Genomic DNA, 17607 nt, shown 5'->3' with positions numbered 1-17607 from the left:
CGCACCCTGACTCTCGTGCGGTCACACTCACTCTCTGCAACTTCACGCTTCCTCGATCTGCAGTCGCTCGGCAACCCGAAGCCGTGCGCTCCGTGACCTCGGATTGCGATCCACTTCCTCGGCCGAGGCCTTGATCGCCTTCCGCTCCACCAGACTCACGCGCTCCACCGGGTCGCAAACGCATTCAGGCAGCCTCGGAGGACATCGACATTCCCCCGTGAGCTCCCGCAGCGTCTGCTTCACCGCGCGATCCTCCAGCGAATGAAAGGAGATGATCCCGATGCGACCCCCGGCCGCCAGGACTTCGACTCCGTCCCGGACGAACCCGGCCAGCCCCTCGATCTCCTCGTTCACCGCGATGCGAAGCGCCTGAAACGTCAGCGTGGCTGGATCGATCCTGTTGCGCGCCGGGCGGCTGACTTCCCGGATGATCGCCGCGAGAGCCGCGGTCGTCCTGATCGGCTCCGATCGACGCGCTCGCACGATCGCGGCGGCGATCGCCCGCGCCTTCGGCTCCTCCCCGTACTTCCGGAGAATCCCGGCCAGCTCCTGCTCCGGCAGCTCGTTGACCAGATCCGCGGCCGTCCGCCCTTCACGACCCATCCTCATGTCGAGAGGCGCGTCCTGGCGAAACGAAAAGCCGCGCTCCGCCGTGTCGAACTGCATCGACGACACCCCGAGATCCGCGACCAGCGCGTCGATCCGCTTCACTCCTGCAGACTTCAGAATCTCAATGAGCAGCTCGTGCCGTCCTTCGATCAACCTCACCCGATCTCCAAACCGCCCGAGTCGATCCGCCGACGCTTCCAGCGCCATCGGATCCCTGTCGATGCCGATCAGTTCCGCTTCCGGCCAGCGCTCCAGCAGCGCTTCGCTGTGCCCACCCAGGCCCACCGTCGCATCGACGATGACTCCGGCCGGGGCCACCGGTCTGACCAGCTCGACAACCTCTTTTAAAAGAACCGGCTCGTGCGTCATGGGGAATCACACCCCGTGAAGCTCGAGCTCCCTGTAGTCTTCATCCGTCAGCGGGTCTTCGCTCATCCGCTGATCGATCGCCGCCTGACTCCACACGATCAGATGATCACTGCTTCCGAGCACGACGACTTCCCCGTCGAGTCCCGCGCGATCGCGGAGAACTGCCGGCAGGAGCACCCTTCCCTGTCCGTCGATCGTGGAGGTCTGGCCGTAGTAGTGCACCCGCTCCATCAGCTTGCGCTTCGAAGGGGATGTGCTCGGCACCTTTGCCAGACGGGCATTGAACTCGCGCCAGACCGGAATCGGGTAGAGGAGGGCCTTGTCGCCTTCGAAGGAGGTGATGAAACACTCGTTTCCGTATCTCTCCTCGATGATCGAGCGAAATGCCGTGGGAATCTTGATCCTCCCCTTCGCATCGACTTTGGCCGGGGCATGCCCCATGAGCTCGCTCAGTTCCACCGTTTCACCGATCGAGTCCCGAACCGACCCGAATGACGGCCAAATTACCACGACAGTCCACAAAAGTCCACCATCGTCCACAATACGGGCTTCCCGCCACTCGACCCGCTTTCGGTTCCCTCTCCGGCCGTGCTATATTTCGGGCACTTCAAAACGCCCCGAGGCCCGAGCCCAGAGGTCGGCGCACGGGAGCCGGGAGTTCAATGGCAACCAAAAAGGGTAAGACTCGCAGCTCCGGCGGGACACGGTCCAGAACCGCGAAAAAGTCTCGGAAAACCAGTTCGTCGGCGAAAACCACCCGCAGATCGGCTCGAAAGACACCCTCAAAGGCGCAAGGGCGCAAGTCGAGCGGTAGACGAGCCACGACGAGATCCAGCGGCGCCACTTCACGAAAGCGAAAACCGGCCACGAGGAAAAAGCCGGCAAAGAAGCGGGCCCCGGCCAAAAAGAAGCCGGCTCGGAAGGCTCCCGCTCGGAAGAAGCCCGCCCCGAAAAAGCCTGCTCGGAAGAAGCCGGCCAGGAAGGCGCCCGGGCGGAAGAAGCCGGCCCGCAAGGCGCCTGCTCGGAAGAAACCAGCCCGGTCGAAAGCCCGGAAGGCCGTTTCGAAGAAGGCCGCCGCCCGGAAAACGAAAGTCGCGAGGAAAGCAACAAAGAAGAAGGGAGTCGCGAAAAAGTCGCGAACGAAGTCGCGGCCCTCCGCCGCGAAGAAGGCGAAGCCGGCTTCCCGAAAAGCCGCGAAGAAATCGGCAGCGAAGAGAAAGCCCGGCCGCCGGCCAGGCTCGAAAGCGCCTCGACCGAGAGCATCGAATCGAAAGGGCACACCGCCGGCAGCGACCGGCGCAAAGGGATCCGACAGGACCGCGGCAACCGTCTCATCCGAGTCGCTGCCGGAGAGCACGCGAGTACCGACGCCGAAGCCCGCTCCCAAGCTCGCGCGATGGATCTCGACCGGAGGAGAACGTCCCCGGCCGACCTCATTCATGCCGGTGCCGGAACGGGCGGCCCACGCCGACGGATCCGCCGCGCCCCCGGCATCGGCTGATCGCGAGCACGAAGAGTCGGTTCATCCTTCGCTCGAGATCAGGACACACACGATCCGGATCGAAGTCCTCAGCGACGACGGCGAGATTCGGCTCCTGGTCCGCCCGCCGCAGCTCGAGGTCGCGGTCGACGACGGGGTGGAATGGGACTTCCGTTACCACCACGGAACCGACGTCATCGTCAAGAACGTGCTGATCGAGTTCGGCAGAAAGAAGCCTGTCGCGAAATCGAAGTTTTCGTCGAAAGTACCGAGGGGCTACAGGCCGCATCGGCATTTCACCGGGCAGATCCGCAGCTCGGCGGCCGGATCGAAGTTCGACTATTCGGTCCAGGTCTTCGATGCCGGGAAACGTGCGGTTGCTTCGGCGAAAGGGTCCATCGCCGTCACCTGAGCAGCACAGTCGCACGGCTGGAAGCATGGGGCATCCAGGGGCTCCGGCCCGTTGCGCCGGTACTGCGTTTCAATTACCGTGACCCGCGGATGGAACGCTCGCCTCGTCAGCCGGTGACTCACTCGTCCCGGTCTTATCACCAGCTGATTTCGCGCCTTCTGCGTCACAACGCGACGCCGCAGTTGCGGAAGGTGATCGACAAGACACTCCCCGCCGATCTCTCGCCCATTCTTCCGATGCTGCTCCCTCAGGATCGCGACCGGTTCATCAATCTTCTGATCGACGCGGGCAAGGCGGGGGCGGTGCTTCTCGAGGTCGACCAGACGAATCTGACCGAGCTGCTCGGCGAGATGAGTGACGCAACGCTCGCCTCGGTCTGTGGCACCTCCGCGCCCGACGATGCTGCCGACCTGCTCGACCTGCTCGACGAGGAACGGCTCGCGGCGATCCTCGAGCGTCTCGGAACATCACGAGGCGCGAGTCTCGAGGCACTTCTCGCCGGCGAAAAGGACACTGCCGGTTCGCTGATGACGACCGACTTCCTGGCCCTCGACGAAGGGATGACCGTCGGGCAGGCAATCGACCAGCTTCGTTCCTATCCGAGAAAGGACACTTTCTTTTACGCGTACACCGTCGACGCGGAGAATCATCTGAACGGCGTTCTGTCGCTGCGAACCCTCATCCTGGCGGATCCCGAAACGACGCTCTCCGAGGTACGGCTGCAAAGTGTCGTACGCGCATCGGTGGACGCGTCGGAGGAAGAGGTCGCACGTCTGGTTGCCAAGTACGACCTCCTCTCGATCCCGGTCGTCGACTCGCAGAACCGGCTGCTCGGTGTCGTCACGGTCGATGACATCATCGACGTCATTCAGGAACAGGCCGAGGAAGACCTGCTCCATCTGAGCGGCGTCGCCGTGAGCGAACGGATCACGAGCAACGCGCGATCCGCTTTCCGTTCGCGCTTCCCGTGGCTCGTCGTGAATCTCGTCATGACATTCCTTACCGCGGCCGTCATCTCTCTATTCGAAGGTACCATCGGGCGCTGGGCGATCCTGGCAGCGCTGATGCCGATCGTGGGCGGTCTCGGCGGCAATGCCGGAATGCAGAGCCTCACGGTGTTCGTCCGGGCGCTCGCACTCGGGGAGGTTCAGTGGAGGACCGGGCTGGGGGTGGTGTGGAAGGAACTGCTGGTCGGACTGATGAACGGGCTGGCGAACGGTCTGCTCGCGGCGGTGATCGTTCTGATCTGGACGAGGGACCCGTTGCTCGCGGGCCTGATCATGATCGCGATGACGGCTGCAATGACGATCGCGAGCACGCTCGGGAGTCTGATCCCGCTGATCCTGGAGCGCTTCGACTTCGATCCGGCGGTCTCTTCGTCGATCTTCGTTTTGACGCTGACCGACGTGGCTGGCTTCTTCTCGTTTCTCGGCCTCGCGACTCTGGCGCTTCGTCTCCGGGGATGATCAGCCGACGATTTTCCTGATCCGATCGACGAACTGCCGGCTGACCAGTTTCTCGGCCGACATCAGCACCTTCCGGATCATCGCCAGCAGGTCGACGTCGCCACTCCAGTGCTGTCTGAGAATCTCCTCGTCGGTGTCGGTGAGCATCTTGTTCAGAATGTAGACGCCGAAAACGAGATCATCGAGAAAGCCGATGGGACCAAAGATGGCCTCCGGAACGACGTCGAGCGGAAAGATGAAGTAGGCGAGACCCGAACCGAGGAGTGCCTTGTTCTTTGCCGAGACGCGATCGTCGTTGAACAGTCGGAAAAGAAGGATGAAAACATCGGGGGCGAGCAGAAGAAAATCACCCTTCCGGCCGAGCTTCGTGCCGCGCATTTCGACCGTGCGGAGGATCCTCTTTCTGATCCGATCGTAGAAGCGGTTCGCACGGCTTTCGTCCAGGTCGGCACGAATCGACGTCTCTACTTCCGGCTCGATGATTTCAGGGTCGTCAGACATTCATTCCTCCGGGTTCCGGCGGGTCGGCTCCACCACTCGCTGTCCGAATGAACAGACCGCTTCTGATGATCCGAGCCTCGGCGATCTCGACATCTACGAAATCTGGCAAGAATCGGTCCAGTCGGATCACCACCCTCTTCCCATCGTATCGGATTGCGCCATCGGCAACCGCTGCCTCGATCAACGAGGAAAGGATCTTCGGTACCGGAAGACCTCCCGCGGAAATCGAACCGATCGGGACGACCAGCTCCTTTCCTCTGGTCTCGAGCCGCTCGATCCGGACCTCGAAGGGAATCGCGATCACTTTCCGGTACGAACCGTTGACCCGCAACAGGGAATCGGCGAAGGTGAGTCGCAGCTTTTCGATGGGCGCTCCGGAGGCTTTGATCCGCCGCTGGGCGATCCGCTCGAGCTTCGCTCCGTCGACGGTGAGCTCCAGCGCTTCCCAGTTGACGAGCCTGTCGGTCACGCGTCTGCTCCGAAGCAAGAATGGCTCCCGGGGCACCCTGCTATGATCCCCGCGCCGAGATGCCGAGACGAAACGACATTGAATCGATCCTGATCCTTGGAAGTGGACCCATCGTGATCGGTCAGGCGTGCGAGTTCGACTACAGCGGCACGCAGGCATGCAAGGCTCTTCGCGAAGAAGGCTACCGCGTGATTCTGGTCAACTCCAACCCTGCGACGATCATGACCGACCCGCGTCTCGCCGACCGGACCTACATCGAGCCGCTGACGCCCGAGGTCGTCGCCGAGATCGTCCGGATGGAAAGGCCCGACGCGATCCTTCCGACGGTGGGTGGACAGACCGGGATGAACCTCGCGATCGCGCTCCATGAGATGGGCGTACTCGAGGAGACCGGAGCCGAGCTGATCGGAGCCAGCTACGACACGATTCGACGCGCCGAAGACCGGCAGCTGTTCAAGGAGACGATGGAGGCTGAGGGGATTGCGGTGCCCCGCTCCGGGCACGTCGGATCGATCGACGAAGCGGTGACGCTCGCGGTCGAGATCGGCTATCCGCTCGTCGTCCGCCCCTCGTTCACGCTCGGAGGCAGCGGTGGTGGCATCGCGTACAACGTCGAAGAGCTTCGCGAGATCGTCGAGCGGGGCCTCCGACTCTCTCCCGTACACAAGGTCCTCATCGAAGAGTCGGTGCTCGGATGGAAGGAGTTCGAGCTCGAGCTGATGCGCGACGCAAACGATGACGTCATCATCGTCTGCTCGATCGAAAACCTCGATCCGATGGGGGTCCATACGGGCGACTCGATCACCGTGGCGCCACAGATGACTCTCTCCGATCTCGAATACCAGGCGATGCGGGACGAGGCAATTCAGGTGATTCGCGCGATCGGAGTCGAGACCGGAGGCTCGAACATTCAGTTCGCCGTCGATCCCGAAACCGGGCGCCGGGTCGTCATCGAAATGAATCCCCGCGTATCCCGCTCCTCGGCTCTCGCATCCAAAGCGACCGGTTTCCCGATCGCGAAGATCGCCGCCCGACTTGCCGTCGGTTACACGCTCGCCGAGATCCCGAACGACATCACGGAGAAGACGCCCGCCTGTTTCGAGCCCGCGCTCGACTACGTCGTCGTGAAGATTCCCAGGTTTGCGTTCGAGAAGTTCCGCCACACCCAGCCGCGCCTCGGGCTCTCGATGCAGTCGGTCGGTGAGGTGATGGCGATCGGCAGGACGTTCCCCGAGGCACTACAGAAAGGCCTGCGGTCGCTGGAAACGAAGTCGGCCGGGCTCGACCCTCGATACCGGTTTCAGGACCTGACCGAAGAGGAGCTCCTCAAAAAGGTCGGCGTAGCCACTCCCTGGCGGATCTACGCCGTCGGGGACGCAATTCGTCAGAAGATCGATCTCGAGAAGATCTACGAGTCCTCGAAGATCGACCGCTGGTTTCTTCGACAGCTCGCGAGCATCATCGAGGTCGAATCGGAAATCGAGCGGTCGGCTTCGAGCAGGCCCGCTGCTGCCGAGCTGCGGCGGTGGAAACGGTTCGGCTTTTCGGACAAGCGAATCGCGCGCCTCCGGGACGAGGAGGAGTCCGACGTCCGCGCTCTGCGCCACGAGCTCGGCGTCCGGCCGGTCTACAAAAGAGTCGACACCTGCGCCGGCGAATTCGAAGCATCGACCCCCTACATGTACTCGACCTACGAGCAGTTCGACGAGTCCGATCCGACCGACCGGAGAAAGGTCATGATCCTCGGGTCGGGGCCGAACCGGATCGGCCAGGGAATCGAGTTCGACTGCTGCTGCGTCCAGGCCGCGCTCGCTCTGCGCGAGGCCGGCGTCGAGACCATCATGGTCAATTGCAATCCCGAAACGGTGTCGACCGACTATGACACATCGGATCGACTCTACTTCGAGCCCCTCACGCTCGAGGACGTCCTCGAGATCGTTCACCGCGAAAAGCCGGATGGGGTCATCGTGCAGCTCGGGGGACAGACTCCTCTCGGGCTCGCCGCGGGTCTCGAAAAGGCGGGGGTGACACTGTGGGGAACGCCCACGGATTCGATCGATCTCGCAGAAGACCGTGAGCGTTTCGGCAGGCTCGTCGACGAAGCCGGCATTCCGGTTCCGAAGTACGGGATCGCCACCGACATCGAGCAGGCCCGCACAGTTGCTCATGAGATCGGATATCCCGTTCTCGTCCGCCCCTCTTACGTTCTCGGAGGGCGGGCGATGGCGATCGTCTACGACGACGAAACCCTCGAGCAATACATGGCCGAAGCGGTCGAGGCATCCCCCGACCGGCCAGTGCTCATTGATCGCTTTCTCGAGAATGCGATCGAGGTCGACGTCGACGCCATCTCCGACGGCAAGACCGTCGTGCTCGCCGGCATCATGCAGCACATCGAGGAAGCGGGGATTCACTCCGGTGACTCGACCACGGTCATTCCCCCCTGGAAACTGAGCCCCGAAGACCAGGAACGAATCAGACGCCACACCGTCGAGCTCGCGAAACGACTCGACGTCGTCGGGCTGGTCAACGTTCAGTTCGCAATTCACGCGGGCGAGATCTACGTGCTCGAGGTCAATCCACGTGCTTCCCGGACGATCCCGTACGTATCGAAGGCGACCGGCGTGTCATTCGCGCGGCTCGCCGCCCGGGTGATGGCCGGAGAGACGCTCGAGGAGCTGGGGCTCACCTCGGAGGTCGCGCTCGACGACTACTTCGTCAAGGCGCCGGTTTTCCCCTTCGCCAAATTTCCTCACGAAGACACCGTGCTCGGACCCGAGATGAAGTCGACCGGCGAGGTCATGGGCGTGTCGTCGACGTTCGGAGAGGCCTACGCGAAAGCGTTGCTCGGTGCGGGAACCGAGCTGCCGACCAGCGGCAGAGCGTTCATTTCGGTCAACGATCCCGACCAGCAGCAGATCGGACGGGTCGCGGCCGATCTCGTCGAGCTCGGGTTCAAACTGATCGCCACAGGAGGAACCCGCGACCATCTCGCGTCGGTCGGAGTCGCCGCGGATCTCGTCCTGAAGGTTCACGAGGGACGCCCGAACGTGGTCGACCGGATGATCAATGGAGAGATCGATCTGATCATCAATACTCCGCTCGGCCGTCACGCTCACTACGACGACACTTACATTCGGAAGATCGCGCTTCAGAGGTCGATCCCGTGCATCACCACCCTTTCGGCAGCGATCGCATGCGTCGAGGGGATTCGGGAAAAACAGGCGAAACGACTCACGCTCCGCCCGCTGCAGGAGATCGCTTCCCATCGAAACTGAAAAAACAACGAGCGGTGGCGGCGCCCCTCACCCGGAATGCGCCGCCACCCCCGTTCTCCACCCAACCCTACTGCACCACGATGAGCTTCGAGGCCTGGAAGGTCGTGTCATCGACCACTAACGTGGGCGACCACGACATCCCCCGCCTCGAATTCCAAAGATCGTCCTGATAACAAAAAAGGCGGTACGCCGAGGTCCGCCTTTTTGCGCTCCAGCCAGACAAAAAAAGGGGCTTACGCCCCCGGCTTTTTGTGCAGCTGTCGATGTCAGCTCTAAGCTAGGATCAATTCCGGAAAATGTCAAGCCTCCGAATTGTTAACTTTCTGCAAACGGATTCGGCATCGCCGCTCAGATCGCGCAACACACACCACTCGTCATTCTGAGGCGAAGCGCGGGCGAAGAATCCGGGCGGGGTGGTCGTGAATCGACGTGATGACTTCCGCGTCATTCAGTCACGAGCCTGCCGCCAGATCCTTCGCCGTCCTTCGGCGGCTCAGGATGACGAGGCGGGGTGGGTTTCGCGAGAGCAAACGTTCGTCGAGGATCGTCGCTTCACAAACACAACATTCGTCATTCTGAGCCCGGCGAAGCGCGGGCGAAGAATCTGGGCGGGGGCTCGTGAGTCACCGGTGCCGCTCAGGGCAGCCTGCATCGGCGGCGACTGCGCAGCGCCCCTCCAACCTCCGACCTCAAACCTGCAACCCTCTCACCTTCTTCGAGCGCGAGTGCTCTTTGCGGACTTGCGCGCCGGACTCTTCCGTGCGGTCTTTTTCGTCGATCGCTTTTTGGTCGCTTTCCGGGTCGCTGATTTTCTGCCGGATTTCTTCGCTGGTTGCCGCGCGCTCTTTTTCGAGGACTTCTTCGCGGACTTCCTGGCGGCGGACTTCTTCGCCGGTTTCCGGGCCGACTTCTTCTTCGCGGACTTGCGGGCGCCTGACTTCTTCGCGGACTTGCGGGCGCCTGACTTCTTCGCGGACTTGCGGGCGGCGGACTTCTTCGCGGATTTGCGGGCCGCTGACTTCGTCGCGGACTTACGCGCCGGGCTCTTTCTTGTCGACTTTTTAGCAGATCTCTTCGCCGGGCTCTTGCGCGTCGATTTCTTCGATTTTCTTCGCGCGGGTTTTTTGCTCGAGCTCCCTTCGCCCGTGACCTTATCCTTCACGGTGCGAGCGGTGCTCTCGACGGTTTCATATGCGGACTTCGCTCCGGAAGCAGCGATGTGTCCCGCCCTCTCGAGAGCGTCGACGACTCTCTCTCCCGCATCCTTCGCTTTGTCAATCAATCCGTTGTCGTTCTGATCAGCCATGATTTTCTCCTCCTCCGAAAACGCCTCAGATGGTACTCCGATCTCAGCCGGAAATCTGCAACAAAAAAACAGATCGCTCGGCGTAGCCTCCGGTTCCGGCTACGGTCTCGAAACGCTTTCCGGAATGATGCCCGATTTTGATTCCCGGTCAGCATCAACCGATCGGCGTGGCTACGACGCGCCAGGAGGCGCCTTCTCATTCCGCGGCGAGACTCGCGACGACGCGGTCGCGGATCACCTGAGCATCCCGCATGACCTCATCCTCATCGAGGGTCAGCAGACGTCGATTCCTCATCAGCATCTTTCCGTCGACGATGGTCGCCTCGACGTCCGCACCGTTGGCCGCGTAGACGATCGCGGACTCGACCGAGTAAACGGGCTGGATTCCCGGATCCTCGAGATCGATGACGATCACGTCCGCCCGCTTGCCGACTTCGAGCGAGCCGATGAGATCGTCGAGACCGAGCACCCTGGCGCCCCCCATGGTCGCCATCTCCAGAACCACGCGCGACGAGATCGCGGAGGAATCCATCGAGTGGATCTTCTGAAGCCGGGCCGCGCTCGCCATCTCCTCGATCATGTCGAGATTGTTGTTCGATCCCGCCGGACCATCGGTTCCGAGACCGAGCTCGACTCCCGCGGCGAGGAGGTCCCCTACCCGTGCCACCCCGCTCGCGAGCATCATGTTGCTCTCCGGGCAGTGGACGATCCCGGTCTCGTAACGCCGGAGGAGCCGGATGTCTTCGTCGTCGAGATGGATGCCGTGAGCACCGACGACGTCATCGGCCAGAAACCCGAGGTTCGCGAGCAACCGGGTCGGGCTCGTCTGATGACGGGTCTCGATCTGCGAAACCTCGTCGGTGGTCTCGGCGAGGTGGATCAGGATCGGAACACCGAGCTCGGTTGCGAGCGCGCGAACCTCCTGAAGATGCTCGGGGGAAACGGTGAAGGGGGCGTGCGGAGCGATCGCGGGCGTGATCAGCTCGTCGCCCTTCCATCTCGCAACGAACCGGCGGACGTAGGCCACAGCAGCGTCCCAGGTCGGGTTGTCCGGCGCGGGAAAGTCGATCATCGTCTCTCCGAGGACCGCGCGAAGCCCGGTACGGCGAGTCTCCTCGGCGATGTCCGACTCGTAGTAGTACATGTCGGCGAACGTCGTGGTTCCCGATCGGATCATCTCCGCCGCGGCCAGCCGCGTACCGGCCCGGACGAAGTCCCGGTCGACGTTTTCGGCTTCGGCCGGGAAGATGAAACCGGTCAGCCACTCCATCAGCGGCAGGTCGTCCGCGATACCGCGGAAAAGGGTCATCGGCGCATGCGTATGCGCGTTGACGAATCCTGGGAGGACCGCTGCACCGCTCGCGTCGATCGTCTCATCCGCCGAGTATCGATCGACAATTCCGGAGGTCGGACCGAGCGCCACGATCACGCCATCGTCGATCGCCAGCGACCCGACGAACGGCTCGGAGGTCACCGGGACGATCGTTCCGTCGAGGATGAGAATGTCGGCCCGGGCCCGATCGTCGGAAACGGCGGGGCCCGGCGCGCTCGCACACCCCGACAACAGCAGGATGAGCGGCATGGCGATCGAAGTGAACTTCATGAAGTCTCCTCCCCCTTTAGTTCGAATGGATTCGGCAGAAGCTCGGAGAGTCGCTGGCGAACGGTCTCTTTGCTTTGGACGCTCGCCATGACGACCTCGATGTCGCCGCAATACTCCCACAGGAGCTGGCGGCACGGTCCGCAGGGGCTCGATGGTGGGTCGGCCTCGGTGACTACGGCAACCGCGTCGAAATCGCGAACGCCCTTCGCGAGAGCGCTGTAGAGCGCCACCCGCTCGGCGCACATCGTCAGACCGTAGCTCGCGTTCTCCACGTTGCAGCCGCGAAAGGTCTCGCCGCCGGAGCTGCGGAGCGCCGCACCGACCCGGAAGCCGGAGTAGGGCGCGATCGCGTAGTCCCGCCCCTCACGCGCTGCAACGATGAGCTCCCTTTCCTCGTCCTCGTTCACCGCCCGGCATTCTACCGAAGAGATGGGTGAGGTGCACCGCTGCAACGCCGGGTTATGCGACTCGTCATCAATCGGGAGACAGGTCAGCAAGATTTCGAGCGCCGTGAACGAAGGAGACGATGCGAACTCTCGTCCGTTACACGAAACATCAGTCGATAGCTGCCGACGAAAAGGTCCCGTAGCTCGGGATCGCCAAACTCCGGAACGACCCGGCCCCTGAGTGGGAACGAGACCAGCGACTCCGCTGCCTTCTCTGCGCCGTTCACCAAAGCCGCTGCGTACACAACTGAATCCTGAGCGATGTATTCGGCGGCTTCGATCAGCGCGGTAACGGCGGACTCTGCCCAGACTATGCGTCTCGCCATTTCGCGAGTCGGCGGACCACTTCCTCGTGCGGGATCACTCTGCCGGCCTCCACGTCAGCAAGACCCTGTTCGATCCGCTGCCGAACGTAGATGTGGTACTGGATATCCTCGTAGCTCGCATCGTCAGGCAGAGTATCGAGGATCCGCTTCACCTGTTCCTTTGCGGTTTCCATCAGTGAGATCTTACCTCGGGTATCGAAAGTCGCATAACGGTCCGGCGGTCACCTGCCGCGTTGCAAGCTTGAGTAATGGTCGAGCGTGCGCTGGTCTTCTTCGACCCGTAGGTTGGGCCCATCAGCGTCCAGGGGTGATTGCGGTAAACGATCGATCTCCCCGTTCCGTCACGGCAAGGAATGCCCATAGCTCCGCATCTGAGTCAGAGATTACCTTGACGCTCAATCTGCCCTGTTCGGCCTGATCTGCAATCGAAGCCAGGACGCTCGTGAGGTCAACCATCGCAAATGCTGGATGCGCTTCAAAACCATCTATTTTCTCACCAGCTTCGAGAATGACCTGCTCTGTCATCAATAGCAGTTCCTTTTCGAATACTGATGAATAGATCTCAATGGTCACCGGAGTCGCTGCGCTGCTGGAGGCGTAAATGCGTAAGAATGTTTCCTCCCAGCCTCTCGCAGGAACGTTGAGCAGAGTCACTTCGGTCGAGAACTGTTCTTCTTTCACCAGAGGCAGTTCGGTTCCCAGAAAGACTCTACCAACGACGATCATGCCCGCGATATCTTCGACCCGCAGTGTGTAGTGGAGTTTCCGCAGTCCGTTTTTTTCGACGTGAAGAAATACGCCGCGGCTTCCGGCGTAGGTGGGATTGACCAGGAGCTGACCCGGTTCGAGTGTGAAGGGCTGATTCGGCGGTCAACCGGTCCCGATCTGACAAGGGAAGGGGAAAAACATCGTGATTGGGCCGTCGCTGCCATTCCTCGCTCGAAACTGGCTCGTCCAGTACTGCCCGCCGACCTGCGCCTCTCCTACGAACGGCATCAGGACCCGCTCGAGCGCCTCTGGCTGAGGTGGTCTGGACACGCCGCGACCACGAGTTTCCGCCTCGACTACCGCTGCGGCAGAAAGAATGGCGATCGCTATGATCCACTGGATTCTCGACATCAATTGTAGCGTAGCAGAACGCGAGCCGGCAGTCCGATCGAGCGCGTTTGTCATGCGCCGCGGCGAACGGCTGATGCCAGCGCCTTCTCGACAACCTTCGGCGCATGGGATGCAACGACGAGCAGAGCGCGCGCGGGCCCTTCTGGTTGACGGCGGCCCTGCTCCCAGTTCTGAAGAGTTGCGACGCTCACGCCGATCATGCGGGCAAACTCTGCCTGCGACTTCTTGAGTTTCGCCCGGATCGTTCGAACATCTTCGGGATCGAAGACAAACTCACGTGAGGCCTTTGCCTTTCCACGATGGATCTTTCCCGCCTCCTTCACGCTCGCGGTGAGCTCATCGAACATCTCTTTCTTCATCGGAACTCCTCCTCGACCAACTGGCAAAGAGCGCGCTTCTCCTTCGCCGAGAGATCATCACGCTCGCCTTTCGAATACGCGAGCAGCATGTAAATCACGTCGTCAGCTTGATACCAGTAGGTTAAGTTGGGGTCAAACCTCGAATCTCAACTTAACGCGGACCGGATCGCCTCGATCGACCGGCGGAACCTACGGTAGCTCCGCTCGAGCGCACTTCTGGGTCATCTCAAGACTGCGGGCTCGGCGGGACAAGCGAGCGCCGGATGAAGGCCAAATCGTTGCCCGGTGACCGAGTGGAGCTCGATCGTACCTCGGAGCGCCGCGTCCGGTAAGTTATGTTTCAAGGTGCGACCCCAACTTCATCGGCGGTCACCTGCCCGGGCCTGGATCCGGCCCTATTGTCTGCCACTCGTGGGTACGCTCTTGGCACCCGATCCCGGACAGAATTAGTAGTGATAGAAGAAGGCGCATAACAAACCGCGCATCAGCCGCGCGACCCGCACGGGAGATCGTAACTCAACTGAGAGAATGATGCTGCGAGTCGCGTCGGCTGCATGCGCTAGTTAGACCGCCGCCCGGGTAGCTGCTGCTTATTGTGCCGGACAATCGGTCAACGACGCTGTACCAGCTTCCAAAAAGCGATCTGCCAGCCCAGGAGGCGCGACAACCCAGAAAAAAGTGAACGGCGCCTCTCCTGTATTGACGAATCCATGCCTAACTCCACGAGGCACGTACATGATCGTTCCCGGCGCAGCTGCTATTGTTTTGTCGCCCAGAACGACGTTTCCCTTACCACTGTGGATAAATACGATCTCGTCTTCGTCCTTGTGAACGCCGAAGTTTGACCCGTGCGTGATCTCGGCGGTTCCGACCGCTACACCGATGCCACCCATCTGCGCGCTGTTGGACTTGACGGTAGCGTTGAGTCCTGGCGCGTCACAGAAAAAGAGCTTCTTGCCTTGCTGGGGCTGTAGGACGAATCCCACCACCCTCGATCCAGCGCCAGCCCCGGGAGGCGTGGATTGAGCCGTTCGTTGACTTCCGGTGGTCGTGCAACCGACGAGACCAACGCACAACGTAATCATGAGCAGGCGCATTTGTGGTCCTCTCCTTCAGGCGGTCTAACGGATCAGCGCTCACCGGCGTTGAACCGCACGCAACAGGGTAACGCACTGGGAGCTAACGCGGCGCAGTTCAACGTCCGGTGCAGCGCAGAGTTGGACGGCGGCCTCAGGCGTGTTGCAGTTTCCGACGTGTCCTTCCGATCGCTTCTCCACCGCCTGATGCGAGAGCAGCGAGGATTGATGCAGCCGCCTCAGATGGTGACTGCTTCGAGGTGTCGACCACCAAATCGTACTCGAGCCATACGTGAATGCTAGCGAACTGCTGACCAGCGAGCCCGACGCGGCGGTCTCCTCGAGCCGCCTCACGCTCACGCGTAACCGGAACGGGGCATTCAATTCCGACGATGAGCGTCTCGTGTCCTTCGCAGGCAGCGAGCAATTCCTCGGCATGGTAGCGGGCGGTGACTGCGTGGTCGATCACAAGATCATGCCCCGTCCGCAGGAGTTCACGTGTGCAGGCGTAGAACGAACGGATCAACTCCGCTAACCGTAGACCCGTGACTGGTAAGCCGCCGATCATTCGCGCCAAGACGGAGGGAGGAAGGCCAGACAGAATGCTGTCGACTGAAAAGTTGAGATAGATCGTAGGAGCAGCGTCTTGAAATGCACGAGCGATAGTGGTCTTTCCAGAGCTCGATGTACCATTTAGGACCACCAAAGTCGACAAGGGCGTGATCCTCCGCCGTCCAACTCTATATTACAGGACCTAACGAAAACGGCCAAAGCGGACGAGTTTTGTCTAGTAACGGCGAAGCGGGGACATCCGGATTCCGGCTTCAACATCTTCGGCATCAGTTGTTTTCCATTGCTTTGTCCCGATTGCCCTTGGAGGGACCTCGGCCCCCGGATGTCGCACGAATTCGGTCCCCCGGACATTCCGTCACGCTCCCGAGACGATCGGCCGGGCTCGTGATCCCTCTGCCCGGAGCCGGAACTGCCACATGGGTGTAAATCATGGTCGTTTTCACGTCCCGGTGGCCCAGTCATCTTAAGTTGGGGTCAAACCTCGAATCTCAACTTAACGCGGACCGGATCGCCTCGATCGACCGGCGGAACCTACGGTAGCTCCGCTCGAGCGCACTTCTGGGTCATCTCAAGACTGCGGGCTCGGCGGGACAAGCGAGCGCCGGATGAAGGCCAAATCGTTGCCCGGTGACCGAGTGGAGCTTGATCGTACCTCGGAGCGCCGCGTCCGGTAAGTTATGTTTCAAGGTGCGACCCCAACTTCACGATTCTACAGGAATGAAGCCTGCTGGCCGCGTCTGGTGCAACGCCGAGTTAGCCCGCGCTTCGAATCTGGATCAGTGCGGATCGCAAGAAGGCTCGGGTGGCCGCCAGATCCACGGATTGCCCCGGCGTCTCCCAACAATCCTCCAAGGCGTCAATCAGCCTGTTCCAGGCGATCCGGGCTCTCGGGAACTCCCCCAGCGATCCAGGTGCTACCGCTTCGTACCCCTCCAGCGCCGGACGGATCGCGGCATCCGGCATGGCGACGAAGTCGAGTGTCGGATCGCCCCAGCCCGCGTCACCCCAATCGATGATGGCCAGGACTTCACCTTCGGACGAGCACATGACATTCATCGGATGGATGTCGTCATGGATGAAGCGCGTCTGGATACCCGTCGCGATGTGCGGGCGGAGTTCTTCAACGAGGCGTCGCAGCTGGTCTGCGGCGAGGGTATCGAGCCGCTTCGCCTCCACCAGGCGTCTGATGGCTGCGTTCACATCCTGGTCGCGCGCAGGGTCGTCGAGATATCGTTGCGGATCGGCACAGTCGCTGACCCGTACGTGAAGCTTGGCGAGCTCCCGCCCTACGCCCTGCCACACACGGGCTAACGAACTGGGCGGCAGGCGCGTCGACCCGAGGGTTTCCCCGTGCACGCGCTCCCAGAGCGGGAAGGGCCTGTTCACCAGCGTTCGCGTGTCATCGAACGCGAGCAAACGCGGTGTCAGGACCCCTGCCGCGCGAGCGACCGGTGCTGCCACCGATTCCGTCCGCGCATCGACCAGGCCGTCTGGATGATCGGTGGCCACGCGGAGCACGACATCTTCGGTCCCAAAGATGCGGTTCGCGACACCTGTCGAAGTCAGGGACTCCCATGGCCCGGACACACCATGCTTCGCGAACATCGCCTCAATCAGCTCGGGGTCAAGATCCATCGCAATGCGATCCGCCGGCTAACGGACCGTCGCTTCAGCCGCGCGGCCCGCGACGCGGAAGTCTATCAAGTTATAGATGTAGCAGCGAGCGGGCCGCGTCGGCTGCAAGCGCAAGTTAGGCGGCGAACCTGCTGGTTAGAGTTATTTATGAATGAAGGGCTTACCCGTGCTCGGATCGACCAGAACCTCGTCTCCACGCCCCGCTTTCAGCATTGTCAGCAGGTGTGTCAGAAGCCTGCGTGCAGTATCGAGATCTTTGCCTTGCGCCCAATCGAACTCACGCGGCGAGAATGGCCAGTTTTCTCCAAGCGGCCATCGTCCGGCTCGTCGCCCCACGCGATCGATCTCCAACAGCATTTCCTCAACCTCAGGCGCGAAGCAATGAGCGCCATGGATCGTGAGATCGCTCAAAGGGTTATCGCCGGCTTTACCGTTCGGCACGTTCTGTTGTCCTTTATCGGCGGAACCGCTCGCGTCGAAGCCGCCTAACTCCATATTAGTGGACCTAATGAAAACGGGCAAAGCGGACGAGTTTTGTCCAGTAGCAGCGGAGCAGCAACGACGGAGTTCGTGGTTCAAG

20 protein-coding genes are annotated in these 17607 nt (G+C 61.5%); 4 read left to right on the top strand and 16 right to left on the bottom strand.

Annotation, left to right across the window (positions count from 1 at the left end; translation table 11 throughout):
• Positions 1-42: 42 nt before the first annotated feature.
• The 3 genes from rsmH to KY459_05110 all read right to left on the bottom strand — a co-directional run bounded on the left by rsmH (position 43) and on the right by KY459_05110 (position 1990).
• A complete protein-coding gene (rsmH, locus tag KY459_05120; GenBank protein ID MBW3564084.1) occupies positions 43-978 on the bottom strand; it encodes a 16S rRNA (cytosine(1402)-N(4))-methyltransferase RsmH in 936 nt (311 codons plus the stop codon).
• Positions 979-984: 6 nt separating this feature from the next.
• Positions 985-1437, bottom strand: coding sequence for a division/cell wall cluster transcriptional repressor MraZ (locus KY459_05115; protein MBW3564083.1), 453 nt, complete (start codon positions 1435-1437; stop codon positions 985-987).
• Between the two features lie 148 nt (positions 1438-1585).
• Entirely contained in the window at positions 1586-1990 is a 405-nt protein-coding gene (locus KY459_05110; GenBank protein ID MBW3564082.1) for a hypothetical protein, read from the bottom strand.
• 427 nt (positions 1991-2417) lie between these two features.
• On the opposite strand from KY459_05110, the gene KY459_05105 reads away from it, so the two are divergent.
• On the top strand, positions 2418-2870 hold the full coding sequence (locus KY459_05105; protein MBW3564081.1) for a hypothetical protein: 453 nt from the start codon (positions 2418-2420) through the stop codon (positions 2868-2870).
• An 89-nt stretch (positions 2871-2959) separates the two neighbouring features.
• Positions 2960-4336: a magnesium transporter gene (gene mgtE, locus KY459_05100; GenBank protein MBW3564080.1), complete on the top strand. Its 1377-nt coding sequence runs from the start codon at positions 2960-2962 to the stop codon at positions 4334-4336.
• Here mgtE and KY459_05095 read toward each other — a convergent pair whose 3' ends face one another.
• Together KY459_05095 and KY459_05090 are read right to left on the bottom strand one after the other, a co-directional pair.
• Positions 4337-4837 carry a DUF1232 domain-containing protein gene (locus tag KY459_05095; GenBank protein MBW3564079.1) on the bottom strand — a complete coding sequence of 167 codons (501 nt, stop codon included), beginning with the start codon at positions 4835-4837 and terminating at the stop codon, positions 4337-4339.
• Entirely contained in the window at positions 4830-5306 is a 477-nt protein-coding gene (locus tag KY459_05090) for a hypothetical protein (GenBank protein ID MBW3564078.1), read from the bottom strand. The genes KY459_05095 and KY459_05090 overlap by 8 nt, the downstream gene beginning before the upstream one ends.
• A gap of 59 nt (positions 5307-5365) precedes the next feature.
• Between KY459_05090 and carB the strand changes: the two genes are divergently transcribed.
• Positions 5366-8584: a carbamoyl-phosphate synthase large subunit gene (gene carB, locus KY459_05085; protein ID MBW3564077.1), complete on the top strand. Its 3219-nt coding sequence runs from the start codon at positions 5366-5368 to the stop codon at positions 8582-8584.
• A gap of 740 nt (positions 8585-9324) precedes the next feature.
• Complete coding sequence (locus KY459_05080; protein MBW3564076.1) at positions 9325-9882, top strand: hypothetical protein; 558 nt, start codon at positions 9325-9327, stop codon at positions 9880-9882.
• A gap of 204 nt (positions 9883-10086) precedes the next feature.
• Here the strand turns inward: KY459_05080 and KY459_05075 are convergent, their stop codons facing one another.
• The 11 genes from KY459_05075 to KY459_05025 form a co-directional block, all read right to left on the bottom strand.
• Positions 10087-11493, bottom strand: coding sequence for an amidohydrolase (locus KY459_05075; GenBank protein ID MBW3564075.1), 1407 nt, complete (start codon positions 11491-11493; stop codon positions 10087-10089).
• Positions 11490-11900 carry a cytidine deaminase gene (locus KY459_05070; GenBank protein ID MBW3564074.1) on the bottom strand — a complete coding sequence of 137 codons (411 nt, stop codon included), beginning with the start codon at positions 11898-11900 and terminating at the stop codon, positions 11490-11492. Before KY459_05070 ends, KY459_05075 begins: the two co-directional genes overlap by 4 nt.
• Before the next feature lie 83 nt (positions 11901-11983).
• Positions 11984-12265, bottom strand: a complete 282-nt coding sequence (locus KY459_05065; protein ID MBW3564073.1) for a type II toxin-antitoxin system RelE/ParE family toxin — start codon at positions 12263-12265, stop codon at positions 11984-11986.
• A complete protein-coding gene (locus KY459_05060) occupies positions 12250-12438 on the bottom strand; it encodes a hypothetical protein (GenBank protein MBW3564072.1) in 189 nt (62 codons plus the stop codon). The genes KY459_05065 and KY459_05060 overlap by 16 nt, the downstream gene beginning before the upstream one ends.
• A gap of 121 nt (positions 12439-12559) precedes the next feature.
• Positions 12560-12991: a hypothetical protein gene (locus KY459_05055; GenBank protein ID MBW3564071.1), complete on the bottom strand. Its 432-nt coding sequence runs from the start codon at positions 12989-12991 to the stop codon at positions 12560-12562.
• 144 nt (positions 12992-13135) lie between these two features.
• Entirely contained in the window at positions 13136-13384 is a 249-nt protein-coding gene (locus KY459_05050; GenBank protein MBW3564070.1) for a hypothetical protein, read from the bottom strand.
• Between the two features lie 50 nt (positions 13385-13434).
• Positions 13435-13743, bottom strand: a complete 309-nt coding sequence (locus KY459_05045) for a helix-turn-helix domain-containing protein (protein ID MBW3564069.1) — start codon at positions 13741-13743, stop codon at positions 13435-13437.
• Between the two features lie 590 nt (positions 13744-14333).
• Entirely contained in the window at positions 14334-14840 is a 507-nt protein-coding gene (locus KY459_05040; GenBank protein ID MBW3564068.1) for a cupin domain-containing protein, read from the bottom strand.
• Between the two features lie 133 nt (positions 14841-14973).
• Positions 14974-15534, bottom strand: a complete 561-nt coding sequence (locus tag KY459_05035) for a chloramphenicol phosphotransferase CPT family protein (protein MBW3564067.1) — start codon at positions 15532-15534, stop codon at positions 14974-14976.
• A 611-nt stretch (positions 15535-16145) separates the two neighbouring features.
• Positions 16146-17027, bottom strand: a complete 882-nt coding sequence (locus KY459_05030; protein ID MBW3564066.1) for an aminoglycoside phosphotransferase family protein — start codon at positions 17025-17027, stop codon at positions 16146-16148.
• 141 nt (positions 17028-17168) lie between these two features.
• Positions 17169-17522, bottom strand: a complete 354-nt coding sequence (locus tag KY459_05025) for a hypothetical protein (protein ID MBW3564065.1) — start codon at positions 17520-17522, stop codon at positions 17169-17171.
• Positions 17523-17607 lie beyond the last annotated feature (85 nt).

Source organism: Acidobacteriota bacterium (assembly GCA_019347945.1).
Lineage (GTDB): Bacteria > Acidobacteriota > Thermoanaerobaculia > Gp7-AA8 > JAHWKK01 > JAHWKK01.
The sequence above is the reverse complement of the archived record's forward strand: the minus strand, read 5'-3'. Positions and strand labels throughout refer to the sequence as shown.